9 protein-coding genes are annotated in these 19679 nt (G+C 58.7%); 8 read left to right on the top strand and 1 reads right to left on the bottom strand.

What is annotated here, in order from left to right; translation table 11 throughout:
• Positions 1-6 precede the first annotated feature (6 nt).
• Entirely contained in the window at positions 7-2310 is a 2304-nt protein-coding gene (locus HWX36_RS02905; protein ID WP_175950763.1) for a patatin-like phospholipase family protein, read from the top strand.
• A gap of 482 nt (positions 2311-2792) precedes the next feature.
• Here HWX36_RS02905 and HWX36_RS02900 read toward each other — a convergent pair whose 3' ends face one another.
• Positions 2793-3389: a recombinase family protein gene (locus tag HWX36_RS02900; RefSeq protein WP_175950762.1), complete on the bottom strand. Its 597-nt coding sequence runs from the start codon at positions 3387-3389 to the stop codon at positions 2793-2795.
• A gap of 513 nt (positions 3390-3902) precedes the next feature.
• On the opposite strand from HWX36_RS02900, the gene HWX36_RS02895 reads away from it, so the two are divergent.
• The 7 genes from HWX36_RS02895 (at position 3903) to HWX36_RS02865 (ending at position 19414) form a co-directional block, all read left to right on the top strand.
• Positions 3903-4322: a hypothetical protein gene (locus HWX36_RS02895; RefSeq protein WP_175950761.1), complete on the top strand. Its 420-nt coding sequence runs from the start codon at positions 3903-3905 to the stop codon at positions 4320-4322.
• 66 nt (positions 4323-4388) lie between these two features.
• Positions 4389-11480, top strand: coding sequence for an ESPR-type extended signal peptide-containing protein (locus HWX36_RS02890; RefSeq protein ID WP_175950827.1), 7092 nt, complete (start codon positions 4389-4391; stop codon positions 11478-11480).
• 577 nt (positions 11481-12057) lie between these two features.
• Positions 12058-13893: a tetratricopeptide repeat protein gene (locus tag HWX36_RS02885; RefSeq protein ID WP_175950760.1), complete on the top strand. Its 1836-nt coding sequence runs from the start codon at positions 12058-12060 to the stop codon at positions 13891-13893.
• A gap of 8 nt (positions 13894-13901) precedes the next feature.
• Complete coding sequence (locus tag HWX36_RS02880; RefSeq protein ID WP_175950759.1) at positions 13902-14303, top strand: H-NS histone family protein; 402 nt, start codon at positions 13902-13904, stop codon at positions 14301-14303.
• A gap of 197 nt (positions 14304-14500) precedes the next feature.
• On the top strand, positions 14501-15514 hold the full coding sequence (locus tag HWX36_RS02875; RefSeq protein WP_175950758.1) for a glycosyltransferase family A protein: 1014 nt from the start codon (positions 14501-14503) through the stop codon (positions 15512-15514).
• Positions 15515-15689: 175 nt separating this feature from the next.
• Entirely contained in the window at positions 15690-16262 is a 573-nt protein-coding gene (locus HWX36_RS02870; protein WP_175950757.1) for a DUF11 domain-containing protein, read from the top strand.
• Between the two features lie 221 nt (positions 16263-16483).
• A complete protein-coding gene (locus HWX36_RS02865) occupies positions 16484-19414 on the top strand; it encodes a DUF11 domain-containing protein (protein ID WP_175950756.1) in 2931 nt (976 codons plus the stop codon).
• Positions 19415-19679 lie beyond the last annotated feature (265 nt).

Below are 19679 nucleotides of genomic sequence, written 5' to 3'. Positions count from 1 at the left end.
CAAGGCATGTGGGTACGCGGCGTCGGTATCGTTGCGCTGATTGTGGGCAGTCTGTGGGCAAGCGCCGTGAATGCCGGGAGAGCGCCAGTCACATCCCCGCAAGAAGCTGAGCAAGCGGGGGTGACGGCGGCTCGACCGCGCGTTTGCCTGGCGTTGTCAGGGGGAGGCGCCCGCGGATATGCGCATCTTGGTGTGCTCAAGCAGCTCGAAGCGATGCACGTGCCAGTCGACTGTATAGCGGGTACGAGTATGGGCGCCGTCATCGGCTCGCTCTATGCGAGCGGTATGTCGGCCGATGCAATTGAACAGGTGCTGACCAAGTTCGACCTGAGCGATGTGGCCTTTGATCGTGAAGCGCGTCGCGATCTGCCTCAATCGTCCCGTGAGGACAATTTTATGTATCCGATCAGCCTGCCTATGGGTTTTGGCGATGGACGGCTGAAATTGCCGAGCGGGTTGGTGCAAGGAAGTCAGCTGCTCGCGCTTCTGCAGGCCTATCTGGGGCGTATTCCGGGCGACGTTGACTTTGATCGTCTGCCCATTCCGTTTCGTGCCGTTGCCACCGATCTTGAAACAGGTGAGCGAGTCGTTTTGAGGCAGGGCTCCCTTCCACTCGCCGTGCGGGCGAGCATGGCGATTCCCGGTTTGTTTACACCGGCGAAGATTGCTGGCCGCACGCTCACGGATGGTGGGATCTCATCGAATTTGCCAATTGACGTTGCGCGGGAGATGGGCGCGGACGTTGTCATTGCTGTGGATGTTGGCACACCAATCAAGCGGGCGGATCAACTTGATTCGATTCCCGCTGTTACGTCTCAAGTCATCCGACTCATGATGATGCGCAACGTCATTGCGCAAAAGGCAACATTGCGGCCGTCCGATATTCAGTTGGAGCCTGACCTTGGCTCGATTTCGCTGACGGACTTTGGGACCCTGGCGCAGGGTGTCGGTGCTGGTGCGGCGTCAGCGCGAGAACATCGCGCGCAATTGGAAGCGCTCTCGATCGAGGGCGCCCAGTATGCGTCTTGGCGGGCGAGTCTTCCTCACGACGTTGAATTACCGTCCGAGACCCGCATTGCAAAAATTGATGTTGCAACACGTGGACGCGTGCCGGCAGATCGGGTTGTGCAAGCACTGAGAATCAAACCGGGCGATGTCTACGAGCCGTCTGCCGTGAGCCAAGATCTGACCCGGCTGGCAAGTGACATGGATCTCGAGAGCGTATCTCAGACACTGACAGGTCCTGCCGACAATCATGTGCTGCACGTCGATGCAAATGAAAAGAGTTGGGGGCCGAACTTCCTGTCGTTTGGGGTGGGTTTGTCGACCGACTTCAACGGCGACGGCGGTTTCACCTTGCAGATGGGGCATCGTTTGCCGTGGATAACGCAAAGCGGGCTCTCCTGGCGCAACGACATCGTATTGGGCAACAAAGATCTCGGCTGGCATACCGAACTCCGACAACCCGTTCTGGGGGAGATCTACTTGGCACCCTATGCCGCTATTCGACGAAATAACGTCAATCTCTATGTCGACAACGATGTGAACAAGCGGCCATCGGCGGCGTTGGTTCAACAGGATATCCGGGTGGGGATGGATCTCGGTGTTCCGCTAGGCAATTGGGGGGAAGTGCGCGGAGGGATTGCCCGGGTGCGCACCTCCTGGTCGCCGCGATCGTCGGCGCTGTCGGTGGTTGACATCGGCGATGGCGCAGCCGAATTGCGCGCGGACGACCTTTCATTGTCTTCGTCGACGCAAACTGTTGCAAGCCTGGGTCTCACGATCGACCAGCTCGATGATCCGGTTTTCCCGCGTAGTGGCATCTACTTCAACACGCGCGCTGAAATGGGCCTGGGCGGCGAAGACAGTCGCTACGACATTGCTCGGGCCAGCGGTTTGTGGGCTACAAGCCGCGGGCCGTTTAGCGTGAATGCGGCATTCGAACTCGGCGGGCAGATAGGTCCCAAACGAGAGCTTCCTGCATACCTGTTTAGTCTCGGAGGGTTTCAGCGCCTGTCTGCCTATCCGCAGGACAAGTTCAGCGGTGCATACATCATGTACGGTCGTTTGACCGGTCTCGCGCAGATTTCAAAGGGAAATTCCGGGCCGCTAAGGGGGGTATTCGCCGGCTTGAGTCTCGAAGGCGGGAATGTATGGAACGAGTCCCGACAATTTGCGCGTGGTCCGTGGTTAAGCAGCGCGAGCACATTTCTCGGGACCGTAACAGCGATCGGGCCAGTGTATTTGGGGTTTGCGGTAGCCCCCCATGGCGTGCGCAGTGTCTATTTCCAACTGGGCAATCGATTTTAGTGAGCCAGGCTAATCGCGAAAAGGCGCGTGATGCCATCCGTTGGGGTTATGAGTCCATCGGACGGGGCCGTATATCTGAGCAGAATATTGTCGACGGAGCTGTCCTGGCCGAACTGCTCGGCCAGACTTCGGGAGACGAGCAGTTCGGCGTCGTGGTGGTCCAGGACATATGACTCCAGACTCGGCCGCAGTTGTCATGTACAGCACAGTGGCTTTGATTCGGCGAGGCAGGGGGGGCATCGGTCGGAGAAGACGTCCGGTGCGACAATGCAGTCGATACAGGCAATCGACTCGGTCACCACGAAAGGAAGAGGAGCAACGACTTTGCTTGGAATTGTGAGCGTGGGATCTACATCGTCCGTACGCGTCAATTGATGCGATGAAGTTGATTGGTCGCGAAAATTAATTTCGACTACGTCGCTCGCCTCCGCTTCATTTTTAATATAGATCTATTTTTATAAAAACAAAATCGCAATAAATTGTTATTTAGATAATTCCTTGACCTGTTTCGGAAATGGAGATGCTCTTGCCTGATGTTCAAGCTGAAGGCGACGCAGGGTTCGGGGATGGACGTTAAATCGGCGGGCGATTTCTGAGAGCGGCGAAGTAGCCATGAGCTCGAGCGCATGTCTACGTTGTTGCTCATTGAGTGCGCGCCTGCGCCCCAGCACCTTGCCGCGATCCCTGGCAGCTTGCATTCCAGCGCGTGTTCGTTCGCTGATAAGGGCCCGCTCGAACTGAGCCAAGGCCGCCATCATATGAAAGACCAGCATTCCGCCTGAGGATTGGGTGGTGATCGATTCGGTGACGGATTCGAAGCCAATTTTCTTGACTTCCATGTGCTGGATCAACTCTACGAGTTTGGGGAGTGAGCGTCCCAAACGATCAAGACGCCATACCACTAAAACGTCATCCGCACGCAAGCGGGAGAGCGCTCGCTTGAGGCCGGGGCGATTGAATTCAGATCCCGATATGCCGTGGTCTGTAAAGACCAGTTCACATCCTGCACGTTTCAGTGCGTCGCGTTGAAGTGCAAGGTTTTGTTCGTGAGTGGATACACGGGCATAGCCGATTTTCATGTGCGTGATCTGCTAGAGAAATAGGGGCGATTCGCAAGTTGGGTGATCTCTGCGGTTGGGCGACCGGAGAGACCGCGTGCAGCCATAAATATTACAAATAACTTTCAAACTCTTCCGGGCCGCTGCACGCCAGGGGTGGCCTATCAAAAAATCCGCTCGGTGCCCGCGCGGGAAGGGTGTTGGCTGGCGGTCGATATGTTGAAAACACGACGTATTCATTAACAAGTGTCAAGCGGGCCGTCAGTCTACTCGACAAAAAGGTTCCTTTTTGGCGCAAGGCCTTCCGCAAGCGTCGATCCTATACAAATCAAGACCTTGGACGATGCCATAGCACCCGGTAGCTAGTGTTCTACAAAGGAACCTTTTTGGCACGAGGCGCGCAGGGTCAGGGCGAGCCCTCATAAATAGGGTGAGATCCGATTTTCGACTGATCGGATGCTCGGTGGCGTTGACGTGCAGGACCTTCGTTTGGGTTCGCGTAAGGGTCCAGCGGGTAGGCCGGTAGGAGAGGGTATGAAAGCGTTTCGAGTGGAATCACATCGTCGGCGACTGGGCCGCTCTAGATGTGGCCAGCAACGGAAAAATTCTGAAAATTCCTTGCTGGCCAATAGTGCCGCTCTTCTGCCTGATGGCTTTCAGGACCTCTTTGCTGGCGAGGGAGTCACCGAACCCAACGATTTGATGGCGGTATTCCACGAGGTAATCAGCGCTGTCCTTGCGGCATACATGAATCCAACTGAGCAAGGATTATGTATGGCGATGTACGACAAGGGAATGGCTGCAGGTTTCTCGGGGGGGATTCAATTGAATGTTCGGCGTCGATGCGAATTGGTAAAGAGCGCGGATGCCCCTATGCGTTTAGATGGCGTGCTTGATTTGATGCTGAATTTCGGCCGTACGCACGGAGAATGGATTCGCCAGATACGCGTGTGAAGTAAAGGTCGGGTTTGGTATTTTTTTATTCAAGTAATTAGTGGTATTTATGTGCCGGGTGACGAAATGAATAGAGCGTATCGGGTAGTCTGGAACGCGTCGACGAAAACGTGGGCGGCGGTGTCGGAGTTGGCTTCCGCCAAAAGAAAAAGTGGGCGGAGTAGGGCTATTGTTGTCGAGTTGGGCTTTGCCATTGTTTCTGCGATGGGGGTGTTTGCTGTGCCGGATCTGGCGCACGGACAGTTTCTTGCCGGCGGTGGCTCTACAGGCTCTGCGTCTGTTGCCGGCGCCATTGCAATTGGTGGGCAAAGTAGCACAACGCCAACTACAACGTCACCTACGGCGACGACGGCAAGCGCAATTGCGATTGGTACGTCGGCGACTGCTGCGAATACTTCTACCATTGCGCTCGGTAACGGCGTCCAGGCGCTTGGCAGCTACGATACGGCTATTGGTAATGGCGTTACAGCGAGTGGTGGCGCTGGTGTGGCGTTGGGTAGTAACAATGTTGTTACTGGAGGTCAGTCGGTGGCCATTGGGACCCAAAACAATACCACTGGTAGTCAAAGCGTGACGTTGGGTCAAGGCAATCTCGCTTCTGCCCAGTATACGGCTGCGATAGGAAGTGCCGCTACTGCCTCGGGGATGGGTGACGTGGCTTTGGGGCGCTTTGCCCATGCGCAGAGCGGTCAGACTAACGGGAATAACGGTATTGCGGCCGTGGCCGTAGGGAATAATGCGTTTGCCACCGCGCTTAGTACGTCTGCTTTTGGATCAGCAGCTAGCGCAACGGCGAATGGTGCGACAGCACTCGGGAATGGCACTACTGCTAGTGGAACCAATTCGGTTGCCATTGGCGGCGGCTCCACCACGGCAACGAGTACGGCGAGTGGCACGGGCAATGCAGCCGTTGCCGCAGCTTCAGATTCGATCGCGGTAGGGCGTCTTGCGAGTGTCAACTCTAGTGCCTCGTCCGGGATTGCAATTGGCCAGGGCGCGAGCGCGAGTGTGGCGGGTTCAGTCGCGCTTGGGGCGGGCTCTGCGACTTATGGTGCCGCGTCTGCGACGACTGCCGGTACTGCTGGGGCGGGTAGTAGTGTTGCTATTGGGGGGCAAACTTTTAGCGGTTTCGCTGGGACAAGTTCGTCGGCCGGGGTGGTGAGCGTTGGGGCAGTAGGTTCTGAGCGCGTTATTCAGAACGTGGCGGCCGGCTTGGTGAGTGCGTCCAGTACCGATGCGATCAATGGAAGTCAGCTGTACTCGGTGGCGAGTACAACGGTTTCGAATATTACGAGTTTGTCGACGTCCACTTCGACTGGACTGTCCTCGGCGAACAGCTCAATTACCTCGCTGTCTACTTCAACGTCGACGGGTCTGTCGTCGGCCAACAGCTCGATCACGTCGTTGTCGACTTCGACGTCGACGGGCCTTTCGTCGGCTAATAGCTCCATCGGCTCGCTGTCTACCGGCCTGTCGTCAGCGAGAAGTTCGATCACGTCGCTGTCCAGCTCGACGTCGACGGGGATTAGTACAGCTCAAAGCGGTGTAACGTCGCTGTCGACCGCGTTATATGGAAGCACCAATCTCGCTGTGGGTCTGAATTCATCTGCGACGGGTGGTTCTGCGACGGCGCTTGGCTACGCGGCGACTGCGAATGCTTCAAGCGCGACTGCAGTAGGCAATGGTGCAACTGCTTCAAGTAGCGGGGCAACAGCACTTGGTCAGGGTGCGAATTCACTTGGCATAGGGAGTGCTGCGGTAGGGGTTGGTGCTACTGCGGCAGCCATATATTCGCTTGCATTTGGTCAAAATGCGATCGCAACTAACTCATGGGGTGTTGCAGTAGGGATGAACGCTCAGTCGTTGAATGGTGCTGCGGTGGCTGTCGGTCAAGCAGCAACCGCCTCGGGGTTTCTTGCCTCTGCTTTGGGACCCCATTCAACCGCGTCTGGAGATAATTCCTTTGCGGTAAATAATGGTTCCGTGGCTTTAGGGAATGGCGATATCGCAATAGGTGCTGGTTCGCTTGCGAATAATGTGAGTGGTAACGGGACAGGTGGTCAAGCTGCAGTGGCATTGGGAAATAACGCTACCGCCAGCGGGCTTAGTTCGGCGGCTATTGGTGCGGGCGCAAGCGCGCGCGGTATTGATGCGACTGCGTTGGGGGCGAATGCATCGGCGCAGTATGCAAACAGCGTTGCAATTGGGCAAGGTAGCGTTACCGGTACGGCAGTGCCGACGGGGACAGGTTATCTGACTGGTAGTGGGGCTCCGCTTTCGGAGGTGTCGGTTGGTAGCTCGGCGGCGCTGCGTCGCATCACGAATGTAGCTGACGGCTCGGCGCCGCAGGATGCGGTGACCGTCGCTCAGCTCAGCACCGGTATGAGTACGACCACGAGTGCGATTGCCAGCCTGTCGACTTCGACGTCAACGGGGCTGTCGTCGGCCACCAGCTCGATCGGCTCGCTCTCAACGGGCCTCTCGTCGACCAATAGCTCGGTGACTTCGCTCTCGACGTCGACCTCGACGGGTCTCTCGTCGGCCAACAGCTCGATCACCTCGCTGTCGACGTCGACCTCGACGGGTCTCTCGTCGGCCAACAGCTCGATCACCTCGCTGTCCACGTCGACCTCGACGGGTCTGTCGTCGACCAATAGCTCGGTCACTTCGCTGTCGACCTCGACGTCGACCGGCCTCTCGTCGGCGAATAGCTCGATCACCTCGCTCTCGACGTCGACGTCGACGGGCCTGTCGTCGGCGAACAGCTCGATCACCTCGCTGTCGACCTCGACGTCGACCGGTTTGTCGTCGGCCACCAGCTCGATCGGCTCGCTCTCGACGAGCCTCTCGTCGACTAATAGCTCGGTCACTTCGCTGTCGACCTCGACCTCGACCGGCCTGTCGTCGGCGAATAGTTCGATCACGTCGCTGTCGACCTCGACGTCGACCGGTTTGTCGTCGGCCACCAGCTCGATCGGCTCGCTCTCAACGGGCCTCTCGTCGACCAATAGCTCGGTCACTTCGCTCTCGACGAGCCTCTCGTCGACTAATAGCTCGGTCACTTCGCTGTCGACCTCGACCTCGACCGGCCTGTCGTCGGCGAATAGTTCGATCACGTCGCTGTCGACCTCGACGTCGACCGGCCTCTCGTCGGCCAACAGTTCGATCACGTCGTTGTCGACCTCGACCTCGACGGGTCTGTCGTCGGCGAACAGCTCGATCACCTCGCTGTCGACCTCGACGTCGACTGGCCTGTCGTCGGCGACCAGTTCCATCGGGTCGCTCTCAACCGGTCTCTCGTCGACCAATAGCACGGTCACGTCGCTGTCGACCTCGACGTCGACCGGCCTCTCGTCGGCGAATAGCTCGATCACCTCGCTCTCGACGTCGACGTCGACGGGCCTGTCGTCGGCGAACAGCTCGATCACCTCGCTGTCGACCGGTTTGTCGTCGGCCACCAGCTCGATCGGCTCGCTCTCGACGAGCCTCTCGTCGACTAATAGCTCGGTCACTTCGCTGTCGACCTCGACCTCGACCGGCCTGTCGTCGGCGAATAGTTCGATCACGTCGCTGTCGACCTCGACGTCGACCGGCCTCTCGTCGGCCAACAGTTCGATCACGTCGTTGTCGACTTCGACCTCGACGGGCCTGTCGTCGGCGAACAGCTCGATCACCTCGCTGTCGACCTCGACGTCGACTGGCCTGTCGTCGGCGACCAGTTCCATCGGGTCGCTCTCAACCGGTCTCTCGTCGACCAATAGCACGGTCACGTCGCTGTCGACCTCGACGTCGACCGGTTTGTCGTCGGCCACCAGCTCGATCGGCTCGCTCTCAACGGGCCTCTCGTCGACCAATAGCTCGGTCACTTCGCTCTCGACGTCGACCTCGACGGGTCTCTCGTCGGCCAACAGCTCGATCACCTCGCTGTCCACGTCGACCTCGACGGGTCTGTCGTCGACCAATAGCTCGGTCACTTCGCTGTCGACCTCGACGTCGACCGGCCTCTCGTCGGCGAATAGCTCGATCACCTCGCTCTCGACGTCGACGTCGACGGGCCTGTCGTCGGCGAACAGCTCGATCACCTCGCTGTCGACCTCGACGTCGACCGGTTTGTCATCGGCCACCAGCTCGATCACGTCGTTGTCGACCTCGACCTCGACGGGTCTGTCGTCGGCGAACAGCTCGATCACCTCGCTGTCGACCTCGACGTCGACTGGCCTGTCGTCGGCGACCAGTTCCATCGGGTCGCTCTCGACCGGTCTCTCGTCGACCAATAGCTCGGTCACGTCGCTGTCGACTTCCACGTCGACCGGCTTGTCATCGGCCACCAGCTCGATCGATTCGTTGTCGACGTCGACCTCGACCGGCCTCTCGTCGGCGAACAGCTCGATTACGTCGCTGTCGACTTCGACGTCGACGGGCCTGTCGTCGGCGACCAGCTCGATCGGGTCGCTCTCAACCGGTCTCTCGTCGACCAATAGCACGATCACCTCGCTGTCGACCTCGACGTCGACCGGCTTGTCGTCGGCGAATAGCTCGATCACCTCGCTCTCGACGTCGACGTCGACGGGCCTGTCGTCGGCGAATAGTTCGATCACTTCGCTGTCGACTTCCACGTCGACCGGCTTGTCGTCGGCCAACAGCTCGATCGATTCGTTGTCGACCTCGACCTCGACCGGCCTCTCGTCGGCGAATAGCTCGATCACGTCGCTGTCGACTTCGACGTCGACAGGCCTGTCGTCGGCGACCAGTTCCATCGGGTCGCTCTCGACGGGCCTCTCGTCGACCAATAGCTCGGTCACTTCGCTCTCGACGTCGACCTCGACGGGGCTGTCGTCGGCGAACAGCTCGATCGGCTCGCTCTCGACGGGCCTCTCGTCGACCAATAGCTCGGTCACTTCGCTGTCGACGTCAACCTCGACGGGCCTCTCGTCCGCGAATAGCTCGATCGATTCGTTGTCGACGTCGACCTCGACGGGTCTGTCGTCGGCGAATAGCTCGATCACGTCGCTGTCGACTTCGACGTCGACGGGCCTGTCGTCGGCGACCAGTTCCATCGGGTCGCTCTCGACCGGTCTCTCGTCGACCAATAGCTCGGTCACTTCGCTGTCGACCTCGACCTCGACGGGTCTCTCGTCGGCGAACAGTTCGATCACGTCGTTGTCGACTTCGACCTCGACAGGCCTGTCGTCGGCCACCAGTTCCATCGGGTCGCTCTCGACCGGTCTCTCGTCGACCAATAGCTCGGTCACGTCGCTGTCGACTTCGACCTCGACCGGCCTGTCGTCGGCCACCAGCTCGATCGGCTCGCTGTCGACGGGCCTGTCGTCGGCCAATAGCTCGATCACTTCGCTGTCCACGTCGACCTCGACGGGTCTGTCGTCGGCCAACAGCTCGATCACGTCGTTGTCGACCTCGACGTCGACCGGCCTCTCGTCGGCGACCAGTTCCATCGGCTCGCTTTCGACCGGCCTCAGCTCGACTAACAGCACGATCACGTCCTTGTCGACCTCGACCTCGGCCGGCATCGGTTCGTTGTCCACCAGTCTGAGCAGCACCAACAGCTCGGTAACGTCGTTGTCGACTTCGACATCGACCGCGATTGAGGCTGCGAAGACGCACTACTACAGCGTCAACGACAACGGCACGCAGCAAGGCAACTACAACAACGACGGCGCGACGGGTGTTAATGCGCTGGCCGCAGGCGTGAACGCTAGTGCCGCAGGCGCGAGCAGCGTCGCGGTCGGCGACGGCTCGAGCGCCCAGACAGCGGGTGCGGTTGCGATCGGCCAGAGCGCATTGGCAATGGGCGGTAAAGCCGTGTCGATCGGTTCCGGCAACACGGCGAACGGCGACGGTACGGTTGCGATCGGTGATGCGAACACGGCAGCCGGCGCTAGTGCACTCGCATTCGGCAGCGCGAACCAGGCCACCGCGGACAATACGATCGCGTTAGGCAGTAACGCCACGGCCAGCGCAGTGGGTGCGCAGGCCTACGGCGCGGGTGCCACGGCCAACGCAGCCGACGCGCTCGCGTTCGGTTCGAACGCCACCGCGAATGTGGCCAATTCGATCGCCCTGGGCGCGAACTCGAATACGGGCAATGCCGTCGGCGTGTCGAGCGTCACGATCGGCGGCGTCACGTACCCGGTCTACGGCACCAGTCCGGTGGGTGTCCTGAGCGTCGGTTCGCCGGGCGCGGAACGCCAGATTACGAACGTTGCTGCCGGCCAGGTTACGGCTACTAGCACGGACGCGATCAACGGCAGCCAGCTGAATGCGACGAACCAGGCGGTCAATGCGCTGTCGACGTCGACAGTATCGAACGTCGCATCGCTTTCGACCGGCATCAACTCGCTGTCGACGGGTCTGAATGAGACGAACAGCAATGTGTCGTCGCTGTCCACATCGACGTCGACCGCGATCAGTTCTCTGTCGACGGGTTTGAACTCGACGAACAGCACGGTCACGTCGCTGTCGACCTCGACCTCGACCGGCATCGGTTCGTTGTCGACCGGCCTGAGCACGACGAACAACAACGTGGCTTCGCTGTCGACGGGCGTGACGAACATCAACAACACGCTGAACTCGCTGTCGACGACGATCAATAACAACAACACGCAAAGCGTCAACAGCAACGGCGTCGCGGCCGACATGAACGGCAAGGGCACCGACCTGCCGACTGTCACCACGGGTTCGAACTCGGTGGCCATCGGTGCGAATTCGACAGACGGTGGTCGCTCGAATGTTGTGTCGGTCGGCAGCGACACACAGCAACGCCAGATCATCAATGTGGCGCCGGGTACGCAGGGCACCGATGCGGTCAACGTGAACCAGCTCAATGCGGTGCAGTCGACGCTGTCGACGGCGCTGTCGGGCCAGCAGGCGCAGATCAACAGCCTCGGTTCGCAGTTGCAGCAGACTGACCAGATGGCGAAGCAGGGTATCGCGGCGGTTGGGGCGATGGCGTCGATTCCGCAAATGGATAGCAACAACAACTTTGGTATGGGGATCGGAGCATCAACGTTCATGGGGCAAAAGGCCATGGCCGTGAACATGCAGGCACGTATCACGGACAACCTGAAAGCGTCGGTCAACGGTGGGTTCAGCGGTAGCCAGAAGGTGATCGGCGCAGGCATGTTGTACCAGTGGAAGTAATTCGTTAAGCAAGAGAAGGTCAAGGCGCCTGCGGAGGAATCCGCAACGCCTTGCCCAGGAGAGGGACGTCGTGGCGCTTCGGTATGCAGGCCGGTTTTGGGTGAATCTGATGGTGAGTGGCAGTGTGTCTGGCTTGGTCGAATGGAGCCTGTTTTTGGCTGACATCCGTATCGCCGGCGTTCCTCACGGTCAGATGAGATGGGCGTTGCTGGTGTGCTCGCTGCTTGTCGCGGCCTTGTTAGTTTTTGCGATACCGGCCGTTACGGCGGCCGGTGCACCTCGAGACCTTAGGATTTTTCGGGATCGATACGGTATGAGAGCCGCTTGGAAGGGCCGATTTGTCGGTTTGTTCATCGGACTGGCCTCGATTGGCGTAGTCCTTACGTAGCAGAAATAGGTTGAGAAGGTAGAGCGTGGGTAACTGGATGCGATGGTGGAAGGCGCAATGGACGAGTCGATGTGCCGCTCGGCGAAAGCCCTCAACAAGCGGGCAAGCGAACGGACGTGGGCGCTCAAACGTACGTGGTTTGAGCCCGAGTGTGCTGATCTCGGTAAATAGTCGGGTGTGATGATGAGCATGAGCAGAGATCAGACGAGCAATGTGCAGGCAGCCCTCGAAAGAGGAGATGTCGTGAATGCGTGCGCCGCAATGATGCAGATGGGAGCGGTCGAGTCGAACGATCCGCAACTGCTGACGATGTGGGCGCGCGGGCTGATCTTGCGTGGTCGCGATGATGAGGCACGTGCGACGCTTGCGCGCGCGCAGCAGATCGCGCCGACTTGTGCATCGGTTCACGTCGAATATGCCTATCTGGCGTTGCGTATGGGCGATACCGTCGGGGCGCTTCAGCATTTCGAGGCCGCGTATGCGATCGAAGTGGCAGGCGCGCCATGGGTCATTCGGTGGCTCGAAATGCTGGTTCAGTACGGCCGATTCGAACAAGCGCGGACAGTAGCGGACGCGTATTGCGCCGAAGTTCCCTGGGACGGCAATGGCTGGTTCTGGCTGGGCTACGCCCGGCATCAGCTCGGCGAAATCGGCGGTGCAGTGGCCGCGTACGAAACCAGTTCGCAGCTGCAGCCTGATCGCGCGATGCTGAATAGCAATTTGGCAGCCGGATATCTGCAGTTGGAGAACTACGATCGGACCAAGACGTACCTCGACAAAGCACTGGCCGAGGAGCCGAACAACGCGCTCGCATGGACCAATGCGGCTACCTATTATCTGAAGACTCGAGATGTGTTCAAGGCCGAGTGCGCGATCGAACGCGCACTGACATTGGACGGCAACAGCGTTATCGCATTGCAGGCGAAATCCAATATCCACAAGGAAGCAGGGCAGTGGCTGGACGCGATACGGACTATCGAGTACGCGCTTCGACTGAAGCCTGGCGATCCGTCGCTCGAGTGGTCGCTCGCGATGCTGGAACTTGTGCACGGCAACTACGCGTCGGGCTGGATTCACCATGAGCGGCGCTGGAATTCGCCGGAACTGCGTGGCAAGTATCCGAACCTGCCGGTGCCGATTTGGCAGGGCGAGTCGCTGGCCGGCAAAACGCTCTTGGTCTGGAGTGAGCAAGGCTATGGCGACGTTCTGCAGTTTGTACGATTTGTGCCGGAGCTGGTCAAGTACGCCAGGGACCAAGGCGGTAAGGTCGAGTTCATCACGTTCGAACCGCTGGTGTCTTTGATCACACGTAGCCTGAACGGATCTATCCAATCAGTGCGGCCTTCGACGCTGACGGTATTGCCACCGTGTGACTTTCATCTGCCGCTGGCCAGTACTCCACTGCGGCTGAACAAGGACATCGACCATCTGTCTGGCGTCGAATCATATTTGAAGCCTGATCCGAAAAAGGTGGCGGCTTCGAAGCGGCTCATCAAGCCTCACGCCAAAGACCTCAAAGTCGGGTTGGTGTGGACCGGAAGCCGTGGTCATCAACGCAACGTGTTGCGATCGGTAGACCCGCGCGCGTACGCACGTATGTTTTCGACGCTGCAGGACGTCGCATTTTTCAGCTTGCAGAAGGATGCTGCCGCTGACGTTCGGGCCATGCGCGGACTGGGCCTGCACGTGGTTGACCATACGGACGGTTTTGAATCGTTTGACGACACGGCGGCCTATTTGAAGAACCTGGATCTCGTCATCACCGTGTGCACCGCGGTAGCGCACCTAGCGGGAGGGATGGGGATACCGACGTGGTTGCTGCTGGATGTGAATCCGCATTGGGTATGGATGATGCAGGGCGATGAATCCCCGTGGTACCCGTCAGTCAAGCTGTACCGACAGGAGGCATACGGCGAATGGGAGTCGGTGTTGCAAAGGGTGGCAACGGATCTAGCGCATCGAAGCTCAGATCGTCTAGACGTTGCGCGGGCATGCGAAGCAGTACACGCGATGGGTGAGGTTTGAATTCAGCGATGAATCAAGTGACGACGGGAGAGCTTATGAATTCGGCGTATTCACTGAAGCGCCTGTTAGCGCGGCGCGCCCGCCTGGACGCTGAAATCGCGATGATCGAAAGCCATGCGCGGCATGAAGTGGTGCAGCGAATCGTCAGAATGATTGTCGACTACCACATCAAGATTGAAGAGGTGTACGCAGTCCTTAATCAAGGCGGGATCGTGCCGCCTCCCGACGAGGTGAAAATGCCCAGAAGGGTGCCGCCTAAATTCTGGAATCCAGAGACCGGTCAGACGTGGTCTGGACGGGGGCGTCTGCCGCTATGGCTGGTTGGCAAAAATATCGATGAATATCGTCTCAAATTGAATGATACGGAAGAGACGCAAGCAAGTGGCGGTGGTCCGAATGATGCGGTGTGACCAATGAAGTCGCGTCATGTCGATCGGTTTGCCAAGGAGTCTGACGATTGAAATTGGTTGGTTGGGCTATTTTTAGGTTGTGTTGGGAAGTCAATAAATTTGACGAAATTTAAATTTTATAGATTGTTTTATTAATTGGTGGGTGGTGTGCGGGTTTTGTCGAGGCGAGCAAGCGGGTGGTTAATGCGGAGCTGGGTATGATGGATTATTTGAATTATCGTTCTTCCCCAAAGCCGAAGGTCTCGATCATCGTTCCCACGTTCAATGCGGAGCGTCACATCGGAGAAACTTTGGCATCGCTGCTCGTCCAGGACGACTGCGATCTCGAAATTCTCGTCATGGATGACGGCAGCACGGATGCGACGGTCGAGTACGTTCGAGCGATCGACGATCGCCGGATTCGGCTTCATGTGAACGATGTCAACCTGGGGCTGCCCGCAAACATGAATTTGGGTATGTCGCTTGCACGTGGTCAGTATTTGGCTCGGATGGATCATGACGATTACGCCATGGAACATCGCTTTGCACGGCAGGCTCGCTTTCTCGATGAAAACCGTGATGTGACGGTCGTAGGCGGGCAAATTCGACACTTCGGGTTGGATGAGAGTGAATCGAATTTTCCCTTGGATGACGGCAGGATCAAGGCGCGCTTTGTGAGCGGCGAAGAGTATCTTGCGAATCCTACGGCAATGTGGAGGGCGGATTTCGTACGTAAAAATCTCATCGCCTACGATGCAAATCTTTATGTTGTAGATGATCTTGGGGTTTGGTTCGATTGCATGTTGTCGGGCGCACGCTTTGCGAACCTGTCGGAGGTTGTGCTGCGTTACCGCATCCATTCGGGAATGACGTCCATGAGATTAAGTCCGGATCGTCTTTTCCGGAGCAAGCAGCGTATCTACAAGCGCTTGCTGCCGGTGTACTTTCCTCGGCTGGACGGTCCGGCTTGCGATGCTTTGATTTCAGCGTATCGCTTCGGGCTGGATGAGAAGACGGATATTGAACAACTTCGAGCGTTTCATCAGGCGGCAGCGCTTGCGTTGAGCGAGGTAAGTAGTGCATTCGGACAAGATGTCGAAGAGGTAAAGGTGGCGCTGTTACATGTTGTCAATAGAAGGCGCCGGTTGCTGTTTGAAGGCGGGGGAATAACGTCTCACCAAATGAATTATCTTGATGATTTATTTCGTAAGGCGTTGTTGAGAAATGTTTAAGTGATGATTTGACAATGTCTTTTCCGGTGTGCAAATAATATTTTGTGCACTTCGTCATCCTTAACATGTCGTTGAGGTGATGAGCTGTGGCCTATTAGGTTTGCGGATAATGGCTCGAACATGCTCTGTTTTCTTTTGTGTCGATATTTTTTAAATATTAGAGGGGCTTTAATTTATGAAAAGTCGTTTTTTAATCGCCGCACTCATGTTGTGCGCGGCATTCCCGGCGTTCGCACAGTCCGAACCCAACAAGGCTGAGGCTCGCGCTGCGACCAAGGGCGCGGTGGTGATCAACCTTGAACAGAAGAAGGTCGTCAAGGATGCGAACGGTGCCGAGCGGTTGGTCGACGCCAGTTCGGTCAAGCCGGGCGATGTGATCGAATATCGCGCGACCTACAAGAACACGAGCGCGCAACCGGTGAAGCAACTGGTTGCGGATCTGCCCATTCCGGAAGGTCTGGAGTATCAGTCCAAGACCGCACGTCCTGCTGGCGCAAACGTGATTGCGGCGACGAAGACCGGAGAGCACGGCCCCGAGCCGCTGATGCGTACGCTCGCGGATGGCAAGCGGCAAGCCGTGCCCTATAACGAATACCGCGATATGAGCTGGAAGATTGGCCAGCTCAATTCTGGTGCCTCTGTAGTAGTGAGTGCGCGTGCCAAAGTTGAAGCAGTGGTTCCGAAGTCCCCGGCTTCGAGTGCTGCTGCCGTTCCTGGCACGCGTGCTTCCCCTGTTGTTGTTCATTAATTGATGGTCGGTGCCCTTGTTGCTCGGGCAAAGTTTTCAATCTCAGATTATGTAGTTATTTAACTAAAATTTAAGATTGAATCTTTTGCTTTTGCGATAAGGAGTACTGATCTCTAATAAGAAGGGTTATTTCCGTGAATTTCACATCCTCCATACGGCGGATCGGCTCGAGGTCGATCGCATCATGGGTGGTCGTGGCTGCTGCATTGACGGGGTCGCTTATGGCGGGCTCGTCTGGTGCTTATGCCGCGGCGCCGCCAGCTAATACCTTGATCGGTAACCAGGCTTCGGCCGCATACGTCGATCCCAACGGGATTGCGCAGACGGCAACATCGAACTTGGTGCAGACGCAGGTTCAACAAGTCGGTTCGTTTAACCTGGACTCGTATACGACGGTGACGACGAACGTCGTCAACACCAAGACAGGGGCCGCAGGTGCAGTGCTTTATGCGCCTCACGTGCTGACCAACACGGGTAACGGCACGGACACCTTCAACATCACGGTGACATTGCCTGGGCCGAACGGCACCGGCGCGTTCTCCAAGGTGGAAGTCTATGCTGACCCGACCTTCAGCGGTCTGCCGGGCAGCACCACGCCCCTGTGTTCGGTGACGCCGAACTCGACCTGTACGGTTCCGGCTCAGACGGTCGCGGGCAACAACGGCCAGTTTGGCTTCGTCGTGGCGTATTACCTGCCGTCGACTGCAACGACTCCGACCACGCCGTATGGCTCGGCAACGGTGAATGCAGTGCCGGGTACGCCTGCGCTGTACACCGCGCCGAACACCGCCGCAGCTGACGTGGATAACGTCAACCTGACGACGGTGGCCGCGTTCAACTTGACCAAGACGATTGCACAGCCGCAATCCGGCGTGACTGCGCCGGGTGGTGGTGCATGGCCGACCGCGAACAATTCCGGTCAGCGTTCGTCTTCGGCAAGCTGTCCGACGACCTGGAGCGCCGGCTTGACCTCGACGTCCAACTGTCAGTACACGGTCTACACGCTCACCTATAGCAACACGGGTGGCGCGTCCGGTACCTTCAGTATGGCCGACGTCATCGGCTCCGGTGCAACGGCAGGCTTGACGTACGTTAGCGGCTCGGCTGTATGGAGCAATGCACCGGGTACGGCGCTCGCTGAGAGCAATGGTGCGACGCTGCAACAAGGTGGCGTCTACTTCTCGGCGACCAATGGCTCGCTGGCATTCGTGGACCAAAATCTGCCGGTCAATACGACTCGCAGCCTGTCGTTCGTCGTGTTGATCAATAGCACGGCAGCACTGGGCTCGAGCACGACGACCAACACGGCCTACTACGATCCGACGACGGTACCCCCGGGGACGACGGCAACGCCGCCGAGCACGCCGGGTACGCCTCCGGGCACGCCGACGGGTACGCCGCCGTCGCCGTCCAATCCGCCGCCGTATACGGTGACGGGTACGTACAGCATCGTGCTGGGTTCGACGTCTGGTTCGATTTCGACGTCGAAGGATACGACGCCGGGTACGCCGAATGGTTCGAGCGCGGCTGGTCCTGATACGACTGTTGTGGCTTCGGCCGCGGCGGGCGCGCACGTGGCGTTCACCCAGACAATCTGGAACACGGGTAACGCGACGGACCAGGTGCTCATTACGGGCGTCTCGACGGGTACGGGCGGTGGTGCCGTCTTCCCGGCAGGCACGACCTTCAGCTACTACAAGGCTGATGGCTCCACGCCGCTGGCGAATACGGGTAACGGTCCGGTGACCGATCCGATCCAAGCCGGTGGTTCGACCCAGATCGTGGTCAAGGCGAATCTGCCGACGACGCTCCTTCCGGCCGCAGGCCCGCTCAACTATACGTTGACGGTGACCGGTACGTCGGTGGGTGATTCGACCAAGATCGACTCGACGCGTGACGTGCTCAATGCCGTAACGGGTGTGCTGGTCGACCTGACCAACACGGCAGCTGGTACGACGGGCGCTTCGGGTGACTTGGGCACGGGCCCGAGCACTCAGCCGACGACCATCAACACGGTGCCGGCAGGTTCGGCAACGGTGTTCTCGCTGTTCGTGGCCAACAACGACACCGTTGGTAACTCGTACTCGCTGGCAGCCAGCGCGACGGCCAGCTTCCCCGGCACCCTGCCGGCAGGCTGGAACGTGAAGTTCGTGGCGGGCAACGTCTCGGCGGCCAGCTGCGCGAGCGCGACGGCTATTACGACGGTCTCGGTGGCAGCAGGTACGCAAACGCAGTTGACCGCGTGTGTGACGCCTCCGGCAACGCAAGCGCCGGTGACGGCTCAGCCGATCTACTTCCAGGTCCGCTCGACGGCGGTCGCCTCCACGGGCTCGATCGTGGTGGATACGAAGTATGACGCGGTGACGGTGACGACGGCAGCGCTGACCTACAGCGCAACGCTCACGCCGAACAACGTCGGGCAAGTCGCTCCGGGTGGTTCGGTGGTCTACGCCCACACGCTGACCAACACGGGTACGGGCAGCTGTACCGGTCCTTACACGTACACGGCGACGCTGCCGGCAGCAGACGTGACCGCGGGCTGGACCACGGCACTGTATCTGGACGTGAACGGCAACGGCCAGCTCGATGCTGGCGATACGTTGATTACCGGTCCGATCAGTGGTCCGCTGGCTGCCAATAGCACGCAGCAGATCCTGGTGAAGGTGTTTGCGCCGGGTGGTGCGACGGCAGGTGCGAGCGATACCGCCACGGTGACGGCCACGTTCCCGGCCAACTCGTGCGGTGCGCCGAACGCAACCGATCTCACGACCGTGATTACCGGTCAGATCCGCGTGGTCAAGACGCAGGCACTCGTACAGGCGTGTGACAGATTGACGCTTGTTGGTTCTTTTACGGCCAACACACTGACGGCCAAGCCGGGCGACTGCATTGTGTATCAAGTCGTTGCAACCAATCAGGGCACGGCACCGGTCTCGAATCTGTCGATCAACGACGCGATTCCGGCCTACACGACGCTCAATGGTATGCAGCCGACGAGCAGCCTGTTGTGTTCGTCGACGGGTATTTCGCCGGCGCTGACTGGCTCGAACTTCACATCGAGCAGCACGTCGGTTAGCTGCGGCAGCACGGCGAACACCGTGCAGCCGGGCGGCAGTGCGACGCTCATGTTCGTGGTGAAGGTCAACCAGTAACGCAATGAACCTCCCGGCATCGTTCCGATGCCGGGAGGGACTTCGCGCGGACCTCGTTCTCGCGAATGGGATTCGTGCGCTTTCCGGTCGGGCTTGGCAGCCCAGGTTCAACCGGAAAGCGCAATTTCTGAAGAATTTTTATCGCCGCTGAATGCTTGTGAATGCGATCAGTGGGTAATTGGGCCTGTAAAGTGGTGAACTTTGTGGACAACGCAGCACGAAGGCTGCGAGAAATAAGCTGGATTCGAGTGATATGGCTGATGTG

It is taken from the genome of Burkholderia sp. BCC0405, assembly GCF_902833075.1.
In the GTDB taxonomy this organism is placed as follows: domain Bacteria; phylum Pseudomonadota; class Gammaproteobacteria; order Burkholderiales; family Burkholderiaceae; genus Burkholderia.
This window is presented reverse-complemented; position numbering and strand designations above follow the sequence as displayed.

Coding starts and splice junctions, on each gene's coding strand:
- HWX36_RS02905 (WP_175950763.1), top strand. CDS start 7: ATGTGGGTACGCGGCGTCGGTATCGTTGCGCTGATTGTGGGCAGTCTG.
- HWX36_RS02900 (WP_175950762.1), bottom strand. CDS start 3,389: ATGAAAATCGGCTATGCCCGTGTATCCACTCACGAACAAAACCTTGCA.
- HWX36_RS02895 (WP_175950761.1), top strand. CDS start 3,903: ATGAAAGCGTTTCGAGTGGAATCACATCGTCGGCGACTGGGCCGCTCT.
- HWX36_RS02890 (WP_175950827.1), top strand. CDS start 4,389: ATGAATAGAGCGTATCGGGTAGTCTGGAACGCGTCGACGAAAACGTGG.
- HWX36_RS02885 (WP_175950760.1), top strand. CDS start 12,058: ATGAGCAGAGATCAGACGAGCAATGTGCAGGCAGCCCTCGAAAGAGGA.
- HWX36_RS02880 (WP_175950759.1), top strand. CDS start 13,902: ATGAATCAAGTGACGACGGGAGAGCTTATGAATTCGGCGTATTCACTG.
- HWX36_RS02875 (WP_175950758.1), top strand. CDS start 14,501: ATGATGGATTATTTGAATTATCGTTCTTCCCCAAAGCCGAAGGTCTCG.
- HWX36_RS02870 (WP_175950757.1), top strand. CDS start 15,690: ATGAAAAGTCGTTTTTTAATCGCCGCACTCATGTTGTGCGCGGCATTC.
- HWX36_RS02865 (WP_175950756.1), top strand. CDS start 16,484: ATGGCGGGCTCGTCTGGTGCTTATGCCGCGGCGCCGCCAGCTAATACC.